The sequence below is a fragment of the Gordonia sp. ALPHA1B1 genome, from assembly GCF_005502615.1.
Lineage (GTDB): Bacteria > Actinomycetota > Actinomycetes > Mycobacteriales > Mycobacteriaceae > Gordonia > Gordonia hongkongensis.
In genome coordinates this window covers 148,411-165,269 of record NZ_SCOC01000003.1, presented here as the reverse complement: position 1 = coordinate 165,269, position 16,859 = coordinate 148,411, and the positions used below count along the sequence as shown (strand labels likewise).

At 69.6% G+C, this 16,859-nt stretch carries 16 protein-coding genes; 1 reads left to right on the top strand and 15 read right to left on the bottom strand.

Annotated elements, in window-relative coordinates; all coding sequences use genetic code 11:
* Position 1 precedes the first annotated feature (1 nt).
* From FFS52_RS03115 to FFS52_RS03095, 5 genes are all read right to left on the bottom strand, one after another.
* Positions 2-952: an aspartate carbamoyltransferase catalytic subunit gene (locus tag FFS52_RS03115; protein ID WP_058250562.1), complete on the bottom strand. Its 951-nt coding sequence runs from the start codon at positions 950-952 to the stop codon at positions 2-4.
* The gene (gene pyrR / locus FFS52_RS03110; protein WP_058250344.1) at positions 952-1,536 is read right to left on the bottom strand and encodes a bifunctional pyr operon transcriptional regulator/uracil phosphoribosyltransferase PyrR; all 585 of its coding nucleotides are present in this window, start codon (positions 1,534-1,536) and stop codon (positions 952-954) included. Before pyrR ends, FFS52_RS03115 begins: the two co-directional genes overlap by 1 nt.
* Before the next feature lie 118 nt (positions 1,537-1,654).
* Positions 1,655-2,140 (bottom strand): transcription antitermination factor NusB, encoded by a 486-nt coding sequence (gene nusB, locus FFS52_RS03105; protein WP_137808795.1) that lies wholly within the window; start codon positions 2,138-2,140, stop codon positions 1,655-1,657.
* Positions 2,141-2,143: 3 nt separating this feature from the next.
* Positions 2,144-2,707, bottom strand: coding sequence for an elongation factor P (gene efp / locus FFS52_RS03100; protein WP_058250342.1), 564 nt, complete (start codon positions 2,705-2,707; stop codon positions 2,144-2,146).
* A 21-nt stretch (positions 2,708-2,728) separates the two neighbouring features.
* On the bottom strand, positions 2,729-3,838 hold the full coding sequence (locus FFS52_RS03095) for an aminopeptidase P family protein (RefSeq protein ID WP_137808794.1): 1,110 nt from the start codon (positions 3,836-3,838) through the stop codon (positions 2,729-2,731).
* A gap of 114 nt (positions 3,839-3,952) precedes the next feature.
* Here FFS52_RS03095 and FFS52_RS03090 point away from each other — a divergent pair, with 114 nt between their 5' ends.
* The gene (locus tag FFS52_RS03090) at positions 3,953-4,459 is read left to right on the top strand and encodes a B-4DMT family transporter (protein WP_137808793.1); all 507 of its coding nucleotides are present in this window, start codon (positions 3,953-3,955) and stop codon (positions 4,457-4,459) included.
* A gap of 108 nt (positions 4,460-4,567) precedes the next feature.
* Here the strand turns inward: FFS52_RS03090 and aroB are convergent, their stop codons facing one another.
* The 10 genes from aroB to FFS52_RS03040 form a co-directional block, all read right to left on the bottom strand.
* Positions 4,568-5,692 carry a 3-dehydroquinate synthase gene (aroB, locus tag FFS52_RS03085; protein ID WP_137808792.1) on the bottom strand — a complete coding sequence of 375 codons (1,125 nt, stop codon included), beginning with the start codon at positions 5,690-5,692 and terminating at the stop codon, positions 4,568-4,570.
* 17 nt (positions 5,693-5,709) lie between these two features.
* Positions 5,710-6,267 (bottom strand): shikimate kinase, encoded by a 558-nt coding sequence (locus FFS52_RS03080; RefSeq protein WP_068972554.1) that lies wholly within the window; start codon positions 6,265-6,267, stop codon positions 5,710-5,712.
* The gene (gene aroC, locus FFS52_RS03075) at positions 6,264-7,472 is read right to left on the bottom strand and encodes a chorismate synthase (protein ID WP_065632127.1); all 1,209 of its coding nucleotides are present in this window, start codon (positions 7,470-7,472) and stop codon (positions 6,264-6,266) included. Before aroC ends, FFS52_RS03080 begins: the two co-directional genes overlap by 4 nt.
* A gap of 51 nt (positions 7,473-7,523) precedes the next feature.
* Entirely contained in the window at positions 7,524-7,928 is a 405-nt protein-coding gene (locus FFS52_RS03070) for an A24 family peptidase (RefSeq protein WP_137808791.1), read from the bottom strand.
* A gap of 88 nt (positions 7,929-8,016) precedes the next feature.
* Complete coding sequence (locus tag FFS52_RS03065; RefSeq protein WP_249356633.1) at positions 8,017-8,886, bottom strand: shikimate dehydrogenase; 870 nt, start codon at positions 8,884-8,886, stop codon at positions 8,017-8,019.
* Positions 8,887-8,900: 14 nt separating this feature from the next.
* Positions 8,901-10,841, bottom strand: a complete 1,941-nt coding sequence (gene mltG / locus FFS52_RS03060; protein WP_137808789.1) for an endolytic transglycosylase MltG — start codon at positions 10,839-10,841, stop codon at positions 8,901-8,903.
* Positions 10,828-11,289: a Holliday junction resolvase RuvX gene (gene ruvX / locus FFS52_RS03055; RefSeq protein ID WP_137808788.1), complete on the bottom strand. Its 462-nt coding sequence runs from the start codon at positions 11,287-11,289 to the stop codon at positions 10,828-10,830. Before ruvX ends, mltG begins: the two co-directional genes overlap by 14 nt.
* Positions 11,289-14,000 carry an alanine--tRNA ligase gene (gene alaS / locus FFS52_RS03050; RefSeq protein WP_137808787.1) on the bottom strand — a complete coding sequence of 904 codons (2,712 nt, stop codon included), beginning with the start codon at positions 13,998-14,000 and terminating at the stop codon, positions 11,289-11,291. The genes ruvX and alaS overlap by 1 nt, the downstream gene beginning before the upstream one ends.
* 138 nt (positions 14,001-14,138) lie before the next feature.
* Positions 14,139-15,524, bottom strand: coding sequence for a replication-associated recombination protein A (locus FFS52_RS03045; protein ID WP_137808786.1), 1,386 nt, complete (start codon positions 15,522-15,524; stop codon positions 14,139-14,141).
* A gap of 7 nt (positions 15,525-15,531) precedes the next feature.
* On the bottom strand, positions 15,532-16,725 hold the full coding sequence (locus FFS52_RS03040) for a hypothetical protein (RefSeq protein ID WP_137808785.1): 1,194 nt from the start codon (positions 16,723-16,725) through the stop codon (positions 15,532-15,534).
* Positions 16,726-16,859: the final 134 nt, after the last annotated feature.

Sequence of the window (16,859 nt, the reverse complement as noted above, 5' to 3'; positions counted from 1 at the left end):
GTCATAGGTGGGCACCCGCGGAATCGGAACCGACCAGCAGCCGGAACAGAACCGCCATGCGGACGTGCACGCCGTTGCGGACCTGCTCCAGCACGGTCGCCTTCGGCGAATCGGCCACCGAGTAGCCGATCTCCATACCGCGCAACATCGGTCCGGGATGCAGGACCACGGCATCATCGGCCAGCAACGCCATCCGACGATCGTTGAGCCCGAAGCGGACCGAGTACTCGCGGGCACTCGGGAAGAACCCGCCGTTCATGCGTTCGGCCTGGACGCGGAGCATCATGACGGCGTCGACGGCCGGCAGCTCGGCGTCCAGACTTCCCGAGACGCTCACCGGCCACTGGTCCACCCCGACCGGCAGCAGCGTCGGGGGCGCCACCAGGACGACCTCGGCGCCGAGCGTCGAGAGCAGGTGGGCGTTCGACCGCGCGACGCGGGAGTGGATGATGTCGCCGACGATCGCGATCCGCCTGCCCTCGAGCGAACCGAGCCGCTGTCGCAGGGTCAGCGCGTCGAGGAGCGCCTGCGTGGGATGCTCGTGCGTTCCGTCGCCGGCGTTGATCACCGCGGGACCGTCACCGTCGGGCGTGGTCGTCCAGTCGGCGATCTGGGCCGGCGCGCCCGACGCCGGATGCCGGACGATCAGCGCGTCGGCGCCCGCCGCGTGCAGGGTCTTGGCCGTGTCGCGCAACGACTCCCCTTTGCCCGCAGAGGAACTCGAAGCACTGACGTTGATGACGTCGGCACTCATCCACTTGCCCGCGACTTCGAAGGAGACTCGGGTGCGGGTGGAGTTCTCGTAGAACACGGTCATCACCGTCCGACCGCGCAGCGTCGGCAGTTTGCGCACCTCACGCCCGGTCAGGGCCTGCTCGAAACGCTCGGCGTCGTCGAGGAGGGCGGTGGCGTCGTCACGGCTGAGGTCTTGCGTCGACAACAGATGCCGCATCATGAATCACTCTCCGCGGCAACCGAACTCGACGCCGAGGCGAGGACGACCTCGTCGATGCCGTCGTGTTCGACGAGATGGACCGAGACCTGTTCGTCGCGGGCCGTCGGGATGTTCTTGCCGACATAGTCTGCGCGCAACGGGAGTTCGCGATGGCCACGGTCGACGAGGACCGCGAGTTGCACGGCCGCGGGACGACCGAGATCGCGCAGTGCGTCGAGCGCGGCACGGACCGTCCGTCCGGAGTAGAGGACATCGTCGACGAGGATCACGATGGCGCTGTCGACGCCACCGGCCGGCACCATCGTCCGCTCGAGCGGGCGGTGTGGCTTGCCGCGTAGATCATCGCGGTAGAGCGTGATGTCGAGATATCCCACCGGCACGTCGACGCCCGCGAACTCGCTGATCTTGGCACCCAGCCGGGTGGCGAGAGATGTTCCGCGAGTGGGGATTCCGATGAGGACGACGCGAGGTGCGTCGGGCGAGTCCAGAGCAGTCTTCTCGATGACCTGGTGTGCGACACGGGCAATCGTGCGCGACACGTCAGCGGCATCGAGCAGCACCCTGGGAGCGGGGCTGGCCAAAGCCGACCTCCTTCTCCGCCTCGCAGGACGGATCGTTAAAGGATGTCTGTCTCGCGACACTCTACACCGGGCGGCGACGCCGACGAATTCCCGCGACGTACGCCACACCCGGTGCGGATCAGTTGGGCTCCGGCCGTCCGGGTGCGGCCCCACCGGGTTCGGCGGAAGCGGCTGCGCGGACCTGCGGCGCGAGCTCGGCGATCTTGGCCAGCACGCCGTTCACGAAGGCCGGCGAGTCGTCGGTCGAAAGTTCTTTGGCGAGTTCGACCGCCTCGTCGACGACGACGATCGTGTCGACGTCGAGAGAGTTGAACAGCTCCCACGTCGCCAGTCGCATGATGGCGCGATCGACGGCCGGGAGACGTTCGAGGGTCCAGTCGCGCAGATACGACGAGATGACCGCGTCGACCTGACCCTGGTCCTCGGCGAGTCCCTGGATCACGGTCGCGGTGTAGTCGTGGATCGAGCCGACGCTCTCGTCCGAGCGGACGTATTCACGACGTTCGGCGACGAGCTGCGCGGGACTGACCTTCTTGGCCTCGGCCTCGAAGAGCAGGTCCACCGCGCGCCGCCGCGCCTTGTGTCGGGCTCCGGGTTGTTTCACAGGTCAGGAGTTGACGCGGCCGAGATAGCTGCCGTCGCGCGAATCGACCTTGAGCTTGTCACCGGTGTTGATGAACAGCGGAACCTGGATCTCGGCGCCGGTCTCGAGCGTGGCGGGCTTGGTGCCGCCGGTGGAACGGTCGCCCTGGAGTCCGGGATCGGTCTGGGCGACGATCAGCTCCACCGTGACCGGCAGTTCGACGAACAACGGGTTGCCCTCGTTCAGCGAGACCTGCACGGTCATGTTCTCCAGCAGGAAGCGGGCGCCGTCGCCGACGGTGGCCGGGGGCAGGGAGAACTGCTCGTAGTCCTGCGCGTCCATGAACACGTAGTCGGTGCCGTCGTTGTAGAGGAAGGTCATGTCGCGACGGTCGACCGTCGCGGTCTCGACCTTGACGCCCGCGTTGAAGGTCTTGTCGACAGTCTTGCCGCTCAGCACGTTCTTGATCTTGGTGCGCACGAACGCGGGACCCTTGCCCGGCTTGACGTGCTGGAACTCCATGATCTGCCAGAGCTGGTCGTCCATGCGCAGCACGAGGCCGTTCTTGAAGTCGGCGGTGGATGCCATGTGGTTTTCGTTCCCTTGCAGTCAGATGACGGTGAATGTCTTGTCGGTGGCGGTCAGCAGGTCGGGGTCGCCGTCGGTGACCACCAATGTGTCCTCGATCCGGACCCCACCCCATCCGGGTAGGTAGACACCGGGCTCCACGGTGACCGCAGCACCGCATGGCAGTGTACCCGCCGCGAGTTTGCCGATTCCCGGCGCTTCGTGGATCTCCAGTCCCACTCCGTGACCGAGACCGTGCACGTAGTTCTCGCCGTGGCCGGCGTCGGCGATCACGTCGCGGGCCGCGGCGTCGACCGCCCGCAGGTCGGCCCCGGGCGTGAGGGCCCGGCGGCCGGCGGCCTGCGCGGTGGCGACGAGTTCGTAGAGGTCCCGCTGCCACGACGCCGCGCGCCTCAGGACGAAGGTCCTGGTCATGTCGGAGTGATACCCGCCGACCACCGAGCCGAAGTCGATCTTGACCAGATCGCCGTCCGCCAGAGCCGTGTGGGTGGGCCGGTGATGCGGGATCGCCGAGTGCGCGCCGGCGGCCACGATGGTCTCGAACGCGATCCCGTCGGCCCCGAGGCGGTACATCTCCCACTCGAGCGCACGCGCGACCTGCCGCTCGGTCGTCCCGGCCCGCAGGACGCCGTCGGCGATGATCTGCGCCAGGGCCGCATCCCCGATCGCGCACGCCGCCCGGAGCAGCTCGATCTCCCCCGGTTCCTTGACCGCGCGCAGGTTCTGCACGACACCGGTCGTGCTGACGAGTTCGATCCCGGAGTCCCCGACAGCCGCGGACAGCGCTCGGTGCCCGGCCACGGTCTCGGTGTCGGCTTCGAAGCCGACGCGACCCGCCCCGGCGGCCCGGGCGTGGTCGACGAGGGCACGCGCCGCCGAGCGTTCGATGATCGGCTCGACGTCGGGCACCTGTTCGGCGACCTGGGTGAGATACCGGCCGTCGGTGGCGATCCGGTCGCCGGCCGGATCGTCGACGTCGATCAGCACGGCGGCGTTGGAGCCGGTGAACCCGGTCAGGTAGCGGACGTTGACGAGGTCGGAGACGACGAGGAACGAGACCGGGTCGTCCGCGGTACGCAGCTCGGCACGCAGCCGGGCGCGGCGGCCTGCGGTGTCATGGTTGATCGGCACCCTGGCCACGCTACGGCCGGCGCCCCAGCCGCGCGAACCCGCCCGACCCGCGAAACCCGGCCACTTCGACCAGGTGTGTCCGCTGTCACCACCCCCGTGCGTAAGATGACGCGCATGTCTTCGTGGTTGGTGCGCGGTCTGACGATGACCGCAGTTCACGTCCTCGCCCGCGTCTTGCTGGGATTCGCCGTGGTGCAGGCGCCGCTGAACTCGACGATCTGGCGCACCATCGCGATCGCGGTCGTCGTGCTCATCGCCCTGGTGTGGGGTGGTTACGACGGCATCCGCGACGCCCGCGCCAACCCGGATCCCGATGACTACGAGGATCTGACCGTGCGCTGGCTGCAGGCCGGTGTCCTCGCCGGCGTCGTCGCCGGGTTGATCTCCTGGATCCTCGGCACGGTCGTCCTGGCCGGCATCGGGCAGGCCAGCCTGTTCATCGAGCTGATCGCCGGGGCGTCGTTCACCGCACTGCTCGTCTTCGTCCCGGCCTTCGTCGGCGCGGCGATCGGCCGTTTCCTCGTCCGGCGCGACCAGAACAAGGGCGCAGCCGACGACGACTGGTCGGTGCACGAGGATCGTCATGCCGACACGGATGCCCCGACTCGGGAGATCCGCTGACGTTGTCTTGACCGGCCGTCTACCCGCAAACCCACCCCCTTTCCACAAAGTCACCACGCTCGGACTGGGCTGGGTTTGTGGAAAAGGGGTGGGTTTGTGCAGCGCTGACTAGAGCAGCACCGACGTACTCTTCGCTGCCGGGCCGCCCGCCACTGCCGAGTAGGCAGCGGCGATCAGACCGGGGTCGGGCCCTTCGAGCCGGCCCGGCTTGGCGAGTCCGTCGAGCACGACGAAACGCAGTACGCCGGAACGGTTCTTCTTGTCCCCCGCCATCCCCTGCAGGAGATCGGCGAACGCATCCGGGTCATAGGTCGTCGGCAAGCCCACGAGATCCAGGATCGCCTTGTGCCGATCCGCCGTGGCGTCGTCGAGGCGGCCCGCCAGGCGGGAGAGTTCGGCAGCGAACACGAGACCCACCGACACCGCCGCGCCGTGACGCCAGCGATAACGCTCGCGGCGCTCGATCGCGTGGCCGAGCGTGTGCCCGTAGTTGAGGATCTCGCGCAGCGACGACTCCTTGAGGTCGGCCGACACCACGTCGGCCTTGACCTGCACCGAGCGCCGGATCAGATCGGGCAGTACCGGCGACGTCGGGTCGAGAGCGGCCTCGGGGTCGGCCTCGATGATGTCGAGGATGGTCGGATCGGCGATGAACCCGGTCTTGATGACCTCGGCGAGTCCGGCGACGATCTCGTTGCGCGGGACGGTCTCCAGCGTGCCGGTGTCGATCAGGACGGCGTCGGGTTCGTGGAACGAGCCGACGAGGTTCTTGCCCGCCTCGGTATTGATGCCGGTCTTGCCGCCCACGGCGGCATCGACCATCGCCAGCAGGGTCGTCGGAATGTGGATGACCCCGATGCCGCGCATCCAGGTCGCCGCGACGAACCCGGCGAGGTCGGTGGCGGCTCCCCCGCCGAGGCTGATGACCTTGTCGTTGCGTTTGAGGCCGATCCGGCCGAACACCTCCCAGCAGAACGACGCGACCGACAGGTCCTTGCCGGCCTCGGCGTCGGGGATCTCGACGCGATGGGCGTCGAACCCCTTGTCCGCCAGATACTCTCGGATCTGTTCGGCGGTCTTGGCCAGCGGCGGCTGGTACAAGATCGCGATGCGGTCGGCGCCCTGCGCGGCCGCGGCCACCTCACCGAGGAGTCCCCGGCCGATGGTCACGTCGTACGGTGCGCCGGCGTTGACCCGGATGGCGATGGGTTCGTTCGCTGCCTGTTCGTTCACGGTGATACTCGGCTTCCTCACATCAGTTCACGGGCGAGTTGGACGACCACGGCGTCGGCCACCGCGTCGGGGTCGGGGTCGGCGTCGACGTCGAAGGTGCACACCGCCTCGTAGACGGGTGTCCGCTCGGCGAGCAGTTCGGCGTACCGAGCGGCAGGGTCGGCTGTCGCCAGGAGCGGACGGTCGGTACCCGACACGCGCTCGTACCCGCGCTCGGCCGACACCCGCAGGTACACGACGCGCTGGTCGGCCAGTGCCTCGCGGATCCCGGCGGTCGTCACCGCCCCGCCGCCGAGCGACACCACCCCGCCATGGTTGTCCAGGACATCGGTGACGACGTTGGCCTCGATCGTCCGGAACCCCTCGAGACCGCCGGATTCGAAGATCTCCGGGATGCTGCGGCCGGTGCGCCGGACGAGTTCGATGTCGGTGTCGATGAAGTCGACGCCGAGCCGGTCGGCGAGCATACGACCGACGGTGGACTTCCCGGCTCCCATGAAACCGATCAGTACGGCCGCCGGGCGGCGACCGGTCGTCGGACGCGTCGGGGTCGGGGGTGCCGGGGGCTGGGTCATGCCCGGGGCGGACGCGCGTCGACGGCAGCCCGGTAGGCGGCGAGGTTCGCGCCGGTCTCGGTCACCGAGTCGCCGCCGAACTTCTCGAGAGCGGCCTGGGCCACGACGAGCGCGACCATCGCCTCGGCGACGACGCCCGCCGCGGGCACGGCACAGACGTCGGAACGCTGATGAATGGCGCTGGCCGTCTCCCCGGTCGACATGTCGATCGTGGACAACGCACGCGGCACCGTCGAGATCGGCTTCATCGCGATGCGCACGCGCAGGTCCTCGCCATTGGTCATGCCGCCCTCGAGTCCGCCCGCGCGGTTGGTCGATCGCAGGACACCGTCGGCACCGGGCACCATCTCGTCGTGGGCCTCACTGCCACGCCGGCGGGCGGTGGTGAAGCCGTCGCCGACCTCCACACCCTTGATCGCCTGGATGCCCATCAGCGCGGCCGCCAGCTTGGCGTCCAGCCGGGTGTCGCCGCTGACGTGCGAGCCGAGGCCGACTGGCACCCCCGTGGCGACGATCTCGACCACGCCGCCGAGGGTGTCGCCGTCCTTCTTCGCCGCCTCGATCTCGGCGATCATGGACGTCTCGGCATCGGCGTCGAACGCCCGGACCGGACTGGCGTCGATGGCCTCGAGGTCGGAGATGCGCGGCGGCGGGCCGACGTAGGGATCGCTCGCGCCGATGGAGATGACATGGGAGATGACGTCGACGCCCAGTACCTGGCGGAGGAAGTTGCGAGCGACCGTGCCCGCGGCGACACGCGCCGCGGTCTCCCGGGCGCTCGCGCGCTCCAGCACCGGACGGGCGTCGTCGAAGCCGTACTTGAGCATTCCCGAGTAGTCCGCGTGCCCGGGGCGGGGACGCGTCAGCGGTGCGTTACGGGCACTCCCCTCGAGTTCGGCCGCGTCCACGGGATCGGCCGCCATCACCGTCTCCCACTTGGGCCACTCGGTGTTGCCGATCTCGATCGCGACCGGGCCGCCCATGGTCTGGCCGTGGCGAACCCCGCCGAGCACGGTGACCTGGTCGGCCTCGAACTTCATCCGCGCACCGCGGCCGTAGCCGAGCCGGCGGCGTGCCAGTTGCCCGGCGATGTCGGACGAGGTGACCTCGACACCGGCCACCATGCCCTCGACGATGGCGACCAGGGCGGGACCGTGGGATTCTCCGGCAGTTATCCAGCGCAACACAGTGATCGATTGTTCCATGCTGCCGAGCCCGGACCGACGGCGGCGCCGCCGAACCACACGTAGCACGCGTCACAAGAGACCGGCGACCACGATCGTGGCGGCGACGAGCGCGGGTCCGTGCGGATGAGACCCGCGGCCGGCGGGGTCCCGGCGACCCACGCGATGCCCGATCACCATGCCCACCGCGATGACCGAGGCGAGCGCCACCACGAGCAGGGCGGCGTCCCACCGTACGGCGAGCGCACCGCACGCGATGGCGAGCTTGACGTCCCCACCGCCGCACCATCGCATCCCGAAGGCGAGCGCGTACGGGGCCGCGGCGACGAGCGCGGCCACCGCCGCGCCGGGGTGGACTGCGCACGCGCCCACCGCACCGCAGATACCGGGCCAGACGAGCACGTTCGGGATCCGGCGGGTGTCGGCGTCGGTCACCGCGATGACCGACAGCCAGATCAGGATCACGCACTCGGCCATCGGTCGAGCATGTCGGGGTGTTCGACCGGCACCGTTCGCCCGTCCACAACCGCCACGTACTGTGGACGGAGTCGGAGCTCCCCCGGAATCAGTCGGCGGTGAGTGCCGCAACCATCACGTCGCGGGGTGCGGGCAGCCCGGTGAACTGCTCGACCTGTCGGAATGCCTGATTGACGAGCATGACCAGACCACCGACCACGGTTCCACCGGCCGCGTCGACCGCGGACGCGAGAGGAGTCGGCCAGGGGTCGTAGATCACGTCCACGACCTTGCGTGCCCGCGCCACGGCGGGCGTCAGGACCGCGGCCGCGTCGGCCGGCACCGTCGACACGACGACCGCGGACTCGCGGCACCGGCGGGCCAGCGCCTCGGCGGGTTCGAAGGGCACGACGTCTCCCTTCATCCCCAACCGCTCACCCAGTTCGAGGACGGGCGCCGCCCGGCCGGCGTCGCGGGCGACCACTGTGACGTCGGTGATGCCCGTCTCGGCGAGCGCCATGATGGTCGGAAGTGCCGTGCCACCCGCTCCGACGACCACGGCAACGGGCGAGGTCCCGGCGGCGAGGTCCGCGTCGACCGCGAGGTCGGTGAGCGCTCCCGACACGCCGTCGATGTCGGTGCAGTCCGCGCGCCAGCCGGTCGCCACGCGCACCAGGGTGTTCGCCGACCCGACCAGTTCGGCGCGTTTGGTACGTTCGGTGGCGAACTCGAGGGCAGCGCGTTTGTTGGGCATGGTGACCGAGAACCCGATGAAGTCGGCGTCGGCTCCCGAGACGATCTCGGGCAGACGGTCGGCGGTGCACTCGATCCGGTCGTACCGCCAGTCGACCAGCCCGAGTGCCCGGTAGGCGGCCAGATGGACACGGGGCGAGCGCGAGTGCGTGATCGGCGACCCCAGAACCGCGGCCCGACGGTGGTCACCGTGCGGTGAGCGGGCGTCGGCGGGCACGGTGTTCATGGCGGGTCCGCTGCTCACTGGCTGCATCCCGTGGCCACCAGCTTGTTGCGGCAGGCGACCTGGCGGTTGCGGATGTGATCTTCGAAGGTGTTCGCGAACAAGGTGGTCCCGGCGGTGTCGACGGTGACGAAATACAGCCATCCGCCGGGCGCCGGGTCGAGCATCGCCTCCAGGGCGGGCACCCCGACCGCCGCGATGGGCGTGGGCGGCAACCCCTTGTACCGGTAGGTGTTCCACTCGTTGTCGTTCTTGTACGCCTCGCCGTGGACATCGATGTTCGTGATGTCGGCCGTGTAATTCTGCGTCGAGTCCATCTGCAGCAGCTGGTCGCGGTCGAGGCGGTTACGGATGACCCGCGCCACCTTCGGCGCATCCTCGACATGCCGGACCTCGCGCTCGACGATCGACGCCGCGATCAGGGTGTCGTACGGCTCGAGTCCGGAGTTGTTGCGGTCGAGCAGTCCCCATTGTTCGAACATCGTCGCGCTGCTGGAGATCATCTCCCGCAGGATCTGCGTGGCGGTGTGATCGGGTTCGATGCGCTCCCAGGTGGTCGGCGCGATGAGCCCCTCGATCCGGCGGTGATCGCCCGTCATCTCGGCGACGTTCTGTTCGGCCCACGCGGGCACACCGAGCTCGGCCGGGGTGGTCTCGGCGGCGGCCTTCTCGAGGTCGGCGACCGTCACCCCCTCCTGCTGCCCGTTGAAGGAGAATGACGTGGCGTTCTCGATGAGCTGGAAGATGCCCGGGGTGACCTTGCCGTCGATACCGGTCTTCGAATCGAGCTGCAGCCCCGGCGGGATCACCACCCGCCCGACGCGATGCTCGGCGCCGTCGGCGGTCAGCATCTCCACGGCCGTGGTGGCCGGGATCTGGGTGCGCATCTTGTAGAGGCCGCCGGACATCGGCTGTCCACCGGCGGCGTCGACGAACGCCCGCACGCTGCCCACCACGTCGGCGTCGACGAGGATGCGGCCGAAGTCGGCGAGCGTGGAGTTGTCCGGGATGTCGACGACGACATCGCCGGAACCGGCGGCGTTGGTGTAGTCCTTGCGCGACTCGAGCAGGCCGGTGGCGCGCACACCGTAGTAGCCGACCCCGGTGATCAGCGCGAGCATGAAGACGATCGCGACGGCGAGGACCGCACGACGCTTGCCCCGGCTGCGCTTGCGGCGCGGCGTACGGCGCTGTTGCTGGTCGGACTCGGTGTCGTCGGCGCCGGGCCACCAGTCGTCGTGCTCGTCGTGCTCGTCGAAGCGCCGGTCTCGTCGGGCGACGCGATCGTCGTCGCGGATCGGGCGTGCGGTGCCCGGCGTCTCGTAACGCCCGGTCTCGAAACGCCCGGTCTCGTGGCCACCGGTGTCGTAGCGCCCGGTGTCGTACAGCTCGGCGTCATGGCGTTCTGTCTCGTGACCCGCCGGCTCGTAGTCGGCAGCGGTGAACTCCTCCGCGGCGTGATCGTCCGGGAAAGAACGAGATTCGTCGGGGCGAGGACCCCGGGCCGGAGGCGCCGGAGCGGCCGGACGGGCCATGGTGAAGTCGGTGTCGACGTCGTCTTCGACCGGACCCCCGGCAGCCGTTGATGGACCGGGCTGCGGCGGACCGGGCTGCGGCGGACCGGGCCGCGGTGGTGCCACCGGCGGCGGCGGGGTGGGCGGCTGCCCCGGCGGGATGCGGACCGGCGTCGCGCGGGGGCCGGGCGTGCCGGATACCGGCCGCGCCTGTTCGGCGGGCGGGACATTCGGCGGGGCCGGGCGCCGGGGAGCCGGTTCGGCATTCTCGCCACCGGCGCGCCGGCGGCGGTGCCGCGTGTGGGGCGACCCGTCGGCCGACTGCGTGAAGTACCGCAGACGCTCGGGATCCATGCCCTCGGCACGGCGTCCCTGGCCGTCTCGGTGCCGGGTGCGACGCCGATCATCGGTCACCGGAGGCTCCCCTGACTCACCGTCGCGCATCCAACCACCCCTGCAGAATAGCGACCGCCGCGGCCTGATCGATCACCGCGCGCGAGGACTTCACCGTCCGGCCGCTGGCGTGCAGTGCCTGCTGTGCGGTCACCGTCGTGAAACGCTCGTCGTGCCAATGCACGGCCACCGGGTCGATCCGGGTCGCGAGACGATCCCCGAATTCCTGTGCGGTCTCGGCCGCCGCCCCCGCGGTGTTCTTGAGCGTCTTCGGCAGCCCCACGACGACGCCAACGGCCTCGTACTCCGCGACCAGCGCCGCAATGCGGTCGAGATCGTCTGTGCGCGAAGGGGTTCGACGCACCGTTTCGACCGGTGTGGCGAGGATGCCGTCGGGGTCGCACACGGCGACGCCGATCCGGACGCTTCCGACGTCGATCCCGAGAAGTCGCCCGCGGGTCCGCTGGTGACCGTCGGCCCGGGTGTGCGGATCCGGCATCAGGCGACGAACTCGCGGATTCGCGTCAGTGCCGCGTCGATCCCCGCGGGATCGGTGCCCGCGCCCTGGGCCAGGTCCGGCTTGCCGCCGCCACGACCGCCCACCAACGGTGCGACCTCCTTCACGAGGTCACCGGCCTTGATCCCGGCATCCCGGGCAGCCGCCGTGGTGGCGATCACGAACGGCACCTTGGCATCCGGTCCGTCACCGCTCGGCGAGAACAGCGCGATCACCGCCTGGCGGTCGGCGACCCGGCCGCGGAGGTCGGTCACCACCGAGCGCAACCCGTTGGCGTCGAGGCCCGGCACCCGTCCCTCGACGACGAGGGTGGCACCGACGGTCGTCGCCGTGTCGAGGAGACCGGACACCGCGGCCCGGGCCGCCTCGGCACGTACCCGCTCGAGTTCCTTCTCCGCGTCACGCAGCTTGGTGACGAGCTGCTCGACGCGGCCGGGCACCTCTTCCGACGGCACCTTGAGCGACGACGCCAGGCCGGCCAGCAACGCACGCTCCTTCGACAGGAACCGGAACGAGTCCATGCCGACGTAGGCCTCGACGCGCCGGACACCCGAACCGACCGAGGACTCCCCGATCAGCGTGATGGGTCCGATCTGCGACGACGACGCCACGTGCGTGCCGCCGCACAGCTCCATGGAGAACGGCCCGCCGATCTCCACCACGCGGACGACGTCACCGTAGTTCTCGCCGAAGAGCGCCATCGCGCCCATCGCCTTGGCCTCGGACAGACCCGTCTCGAACGTGTTGACCTGATAGTTCGCCTCGACCGCGGCGTTGCTGATCTCCTCGATCTCCCGACGCTGGGCCTCGGTCACCGGGCCGCTGGCGTTGAAGTCGAAGCGCAGGTAACCGGGACGGTTCAGCGAACCGGCCTGCGTCGCGCCGGGGCCGAGGACCTCGCGCAGCGCGGCGTGGACCATGTGGGTGCCGGAGTGGCCCTGCGTGGCGCCGTGACGCCACGCGGTGTCGACCGCTGCGAGGACCTCGTCGCCCTCCTCGATCTCCCCCTCGTCGATGCGGACCTTGTGCAGCCACACCGACTTGCCGACCTTCTGCACGTCGGTGACCGACATGCGCACTCCCGACCCGGTCGTGATGGTGCCGACGTCGGCCATCTGGCCACCGGATTCGGCGTAGAGCGGGGTGCGGTCGAGGACGACCGTCAGTTCCTGGCCGGCCGACGCCGCCGGCAGCCGTGCGCCGTCGGCGACGAGGCCGAGCACCCGCGCCTCCGACACCAGCTCGTCGAAGCCGGTGAACTCGGTCGGCCCGCGATCGAGGAAGTCCCGGTAGACGCTCAGGTCGGCGTGCCCGGTCTTGCGGGCGGTCGCGTCGGCCTTGGCGCGTTGCTTCTGCTCGGCCATCAGGGCGGTGAAGCCCTCTTGATCCACCGAGAGACCGGCCTCGGCGGCCATCTCCAGGGTGAGGTCGATCGGGAAGCCGTAGGTGTCGTGCAGCGTGAAGGCGTCGGAACCGGTGATGGTCGTACGCGACGCACTCTTGGTGGCGGTCGCCGCGTCGGCGAACAGCTTCGACCCCGCGGCCAGGGTCTTGGAGAAGGAGGTCTCCTCGCCCACGGCCACGTCGACGATGTGCCGGCGCTGCGTCTCCAGCTCGGGGTACGACGGTGACATCAGGTCGATGACCTTGCCGATGATCGTGCCCATGGTCGGCTGGCTGTCGGCGGTACCGATCCGATCCGGCCCGCTCGCTTCGCTCCCGGCGCCGAGCAACCTCATCGACCGGACGACCCGGCGCAGCAGACGGCGCAGGACGTACCCGCGGCCGTCGTTCCCGGGCAGCACGCCGTCGCCGATCAGCATCGCCGAGGTCCGCGCGTGGTCGGCGACGACGCGGAACCGGACGTCGTCGGCATGCGAACCGGCGGCGTATGCACGTCCGGACAATTCCGCGGCGAGGTCGATGATCGGCTTGCACAGGTCGGTCTCGTACACGTTGTCGACGCCCTGCAGGATGCAGGCCACGCGCTCGACGCCCATGCCGGTGTCGATGTTCTGCTTGGGCAGCGGGCCCAGGATCTCGTAGTTGTCCTTGCCGCCCCCGGGACCGCGGACGTTCTGCATGAAGACGAGATTCCAGATCTCGATGTAGCGGTCCTCGTCGGCCTCCGGCCCACCCTCGACGCCGTACTCGGGTCCGCGGTCGTAGAAGATCTCCGAGCACGGCCCGCAGGGACCCGGGACGCCCATCGACCAGTAGTTGTCCTTCATGCCCCGTCGCTGGATGCGCTCGGCCGGCACGCCGATCTCGTCGCGCCAGATGGCCTCGGCCTCGTCGTCGTCGAGATAGACCGTCGGCCACAGCTTCTGCGGGTCGATACCGAAACCGCCGTCGTCGACGCTGTTGGTCAGCAGCGTCCAGGCGAAGGTGATGGCCTCGCGCTTGAAGTAGTCGCCGAAGGAGAAGTTGCCCGCCATCTGGAAGAAGGTGTTGTGGCGGGTGGTGATGCCGACCTCGTCGATGTCGAGGGTGCGGACGCACTTCTGCACGCTGGTCGCCCGCGAGTACGGCGGCGTCTGCTCACCCAGGAAGAACGGCTTGAACGGGACCATGCCGGCATTGACGAACAACAGATTGGGGTCGTCGAGGAGCAGCGAAGCGCTCGGCACCTCGGTGTGCCCGGCTTTGATGAAGTGGTCCAGAAAGCGCTTCCGGATGTCATGCGTCTGCACTGTGGGTTTCGTCCTAGCCGTTGGTGGTCCCAGCCGTTCGGTGGTAGCGGCCGTTGTTTGTCGCGACATCCCAGCCTACCGTCGGCGAGTCGCCGGGGGCGCAGGGACTCTGCACTGGGGAAACGCCCGCACGGACGGTCAGCGCGACCGGCGCCGCGACACCGCGCCACGCACGATCGATCGCAACTTCGCGACCCGCGGCCCGATTTCGCGTTCCAGCCCATGGTCGGTGGGCTCATAGTAGTCCCGGCCGACCAGGTCGTCGGGCGGATACTGTTGTGGCACAACACCGTCGGGATCATCGTGCGGATAGCGGTATGCGACACCGCTACCGAGCTTCTTGGCCCCCGGATAGTGACTGTCACGCAGATGAGCCGGAACCGCGCCGGCCTTGCCCGCCCCGACATCAGCGAGGGCCGCGCCGATCGCCGACACCACGCCCGCCGACTTCGGTGCCGTCGCGAGGTGGATGGTGGCCTGTGTGAGCGCGAGTTTGGCCTCCGGCATCCCGACGAGGTTCACGACCTGAGCGGCCGCGACCGCGGTCTGCAGGGCCGTCGGGTCGGCCATGCCGATGTCCTCGCTGGCGTGGATCATGAGGCGCCGCGCGATGAACCGCGGGTCCTCCCCCGCCGCGATCATGCGGGCGAGATAGTGGACGGCGGCGTCGACGTCGGAGCCCCGGATGGATTTGATGAACGCACTCGTCACGTCGTAGTGCTGGTCGCCGTCCCGGTCGTACCGGACGGCGGCGCGGTCGATCGCGGTCTCCACGTCGACGAGGTCGATCCGGTCGGTGGCGTCGGCGCTGGCCTCCAGCGCCGTCAGCGCCCGGCGCGCGTCCCCACCGGACACCGCGACGAGGTGGTCGTAGGCGGCGTCGGTCACCTCGACCTTGCCGTCGAGCCCACGCTGGTCGGCGACCGCACGGGTCAGCACCTCCCGGATGTCGGCATCGGTCAGCGACCGCAGCTGCAGGACCAGCGACCGCGACAGCAGCGGCGCGACCACCGAGAACGACGGGTTCTCGGTCGTGGCCGCGACGAGCAGCACGATCCGGTTCTCCACGGCGTCGAGCAACGCGTCCTGCTGGGTCTTCGAGAACCGATGGACCTCGTCGATGAACAGGACCGTCTGCTGACCGCCGTTCTTGCCGTCACCGATGAGCCGGCGCCGGGCCACGTCGATGACTGCGCGCACCTCCTTGACCCCCGCCGACAGCGCGGACAGGGCCTCGAAGCGGCCGCCGGTGGCGCGCGCGATGAGCGAGGCCATGGTGGTCTTGCCGGTTCCGGGCGGCCCGTAGAGCAGCACCGACGCCGCGCCCGAGCCACTGATCAGCCTGCGCAGCGGCGAACCGGTACCAAGCAGGTGCTGCTGTCCGACGATCTCGTCGAGGGTCTGCGGCCGCATGCGGACCGCCAGGGGTGCGGTCGGGGCCGGTGGTGCGGTCAGACCACCGGCGTTGCCATGCCCGTCGGAGCCGGCCCGAGGATCGTCGGGTGGGTCGAACAGTCCGTCCACGAGCGTGTCAGGCCAGCCAGATGCGCTGCAGCGCGACGCCCATCGCGGTCGCGAACACCGCGATCTCCTCGTCGCCCGCGCGTCCCGCGGCGGCGGCGAGGTCGGTCCAGCGGCTGACGATCACGCGGGGGTCGTTCGTGTGCAGCGCCCAGTCATGCGTGAAGCCGGCGGCAGTGACGTCGGCCGGCTCGAAGTCGGGCGCTTCGACGTCCGCGTCCGGGCCGGTGGGAGCCAGCGGGTCGCTCGGCAGCATCCACACCGTCGACAGCCACACCCACAGCTGACGGGCGAGCAGCACCTTGCGCTGCATCTCCCGCTCATGGGCGAGCGCCGGCCAGATCGAGTGCACCTCCGAGCGCCAGGCGTCGACCATCGAGACCTCGAGGTCGGTGGCCCGGGCAGTGGTCCGGGGCGGAAGCTGCGCGGTGATGGTCACGAGCGCGTAGGCGATGTCGAGGGTGGCGTCGCGGAAGCCGCCCCACTCGTAGTCCATGAACTGCACGCCGTCGTCGTTGAGCAGGATGTTCTCGGGCCCGACATCCGACGGACTGAATGCGCGGTGATCGCCCTCGTCGAACAGCGTCGCCGCGGTACGCAACGACTCCACCACCTGCTCGGGGACCTCGACGCCGAGCGCGGCCGCGTGCCCCACCACCGAGTCGATCGACCGCAACGCCTCGTCGCGCAGGATGTCGCGTCCCTGCATACCCGACGGTCCGCGCCGCAGCAGCGCGAGGAAGTCGCCCTCGCCGCCGACCGTCGCCGCGTGCATCCGGCCGAGTGCCTGGCCCCAGGCACTGACAGCACGTGAGGTCTCGACCGGGTCGACGCCGGCCAGGTACTCGAGCATCGTCCGGCCGTGGCCGAGGTCGGAGAGCACCATGATGCGGAGATCGGTGTCGGAGGCGATCAGTTGCGGCCCCGGGCGCGATTCGTTCGGCAGTGCGGTCGCGTACTTGTACGACGCGATCTCCCGGTGGAAGGCCTGTGGGTCCTCGTGTTCGGGAAGGGCCTTGATCACCAGTGAGCGGTCCAGGCTGAGGGGGTTCTGGGCGACCCGAACCCGCACGACCGTGGTGCGTCCGCTGCCGCCGAGGTCCTCGGGATCGTCGAGAACCACTGCTGATCCGGCGCGGTGTGACAGCAGCGCCTCTGCCGCCCGCACCACGCTGGTGATGCGGCTTTCCGTAATGACCGTCATGTCGCCAACCAACCTACCCGTTGCAACGTTGTCGCAACAGCGCGTTCGTCCATCTGTACCACGCCGTTACCGGTATAGCCCGAAAACGTGCGCCGAAAACACTGTGGCACAGCGACTTACCGAGCAAGCGAGTC

Excerpts from the sequence above, each read along its gene's own strand:
- FFS52_RS03090 (WP_137808793.1), top strand. The coding sequence starts at position 3,953 with ATGTCTTCGTGGTTGGTGCGCGGTCTGACGATGACCGCAGTTCACGTC.
- ruvX (WP_137808788.1), bottom strand. The coding sequence starts at position 11,289 with ATGCCGGATCCGCACACCCGGGCCGACGGTCACCAGCGGACCCGCGGG.
- mltG (WP_137808789.1), bottom strand. The coding sequence starts at position 10,841 with ATGCGCGACGGTGAGTCAGGGGAGCCTCCGGTGACCGATGATCGGCGT.
- FFS52_RS03115 (WP_058250562.1), bottom strand. The coding sequence starts at position 952 with ATGCGGCATCTGTTGTCGACGCAAGACCTCAGCCGTGACGACGCCACC.
- aroC (WP_065632127.1), bottom strand. The coding sequence starts at position 7,472 with ATGGAACAATCGATCACTGTGTTGCGCTGGATAACTGCCGGAGAATCC.
- efp (WP_058250342.1), bottom strand. The coding sequence starts at position 2,707 with ATGGCATCCACCGCCGACTTCAAGAACGGCCTCGTGCTGCGCATGGAC.
- FFS52_RS03065 (WP_249356633.1), bottom strand. The coding sequence starts at position 8,886 with ATGAACACCGTGCCCGCCGACGCCCGCTCACCGCACGGTGACCACCGT.
- FFS52_RS03040 (WP_137808785.1), bottom strand. The coding sequence starts at position 16,725 with ATGACGGTCATTACGGAAAGCCGCATCACCAGCGTGGTGCGGGCGGCA.
- FFS52_RS03070 (WP_137808791.1), bottom strand. The coding sequence starts at position 7,928 with ATGGCCGAGTGCGTGATCCTGATCTGGCTGTCGGTCATCGCGGTGACC.
- FFS52_RS03080 (WP_068972554.1), bottom strand. The coding sequence starts at position 6,267 with ATGACCCAGCCCCCGGCACCCCCGACCCCGACGCGTCCGACGACCGGT.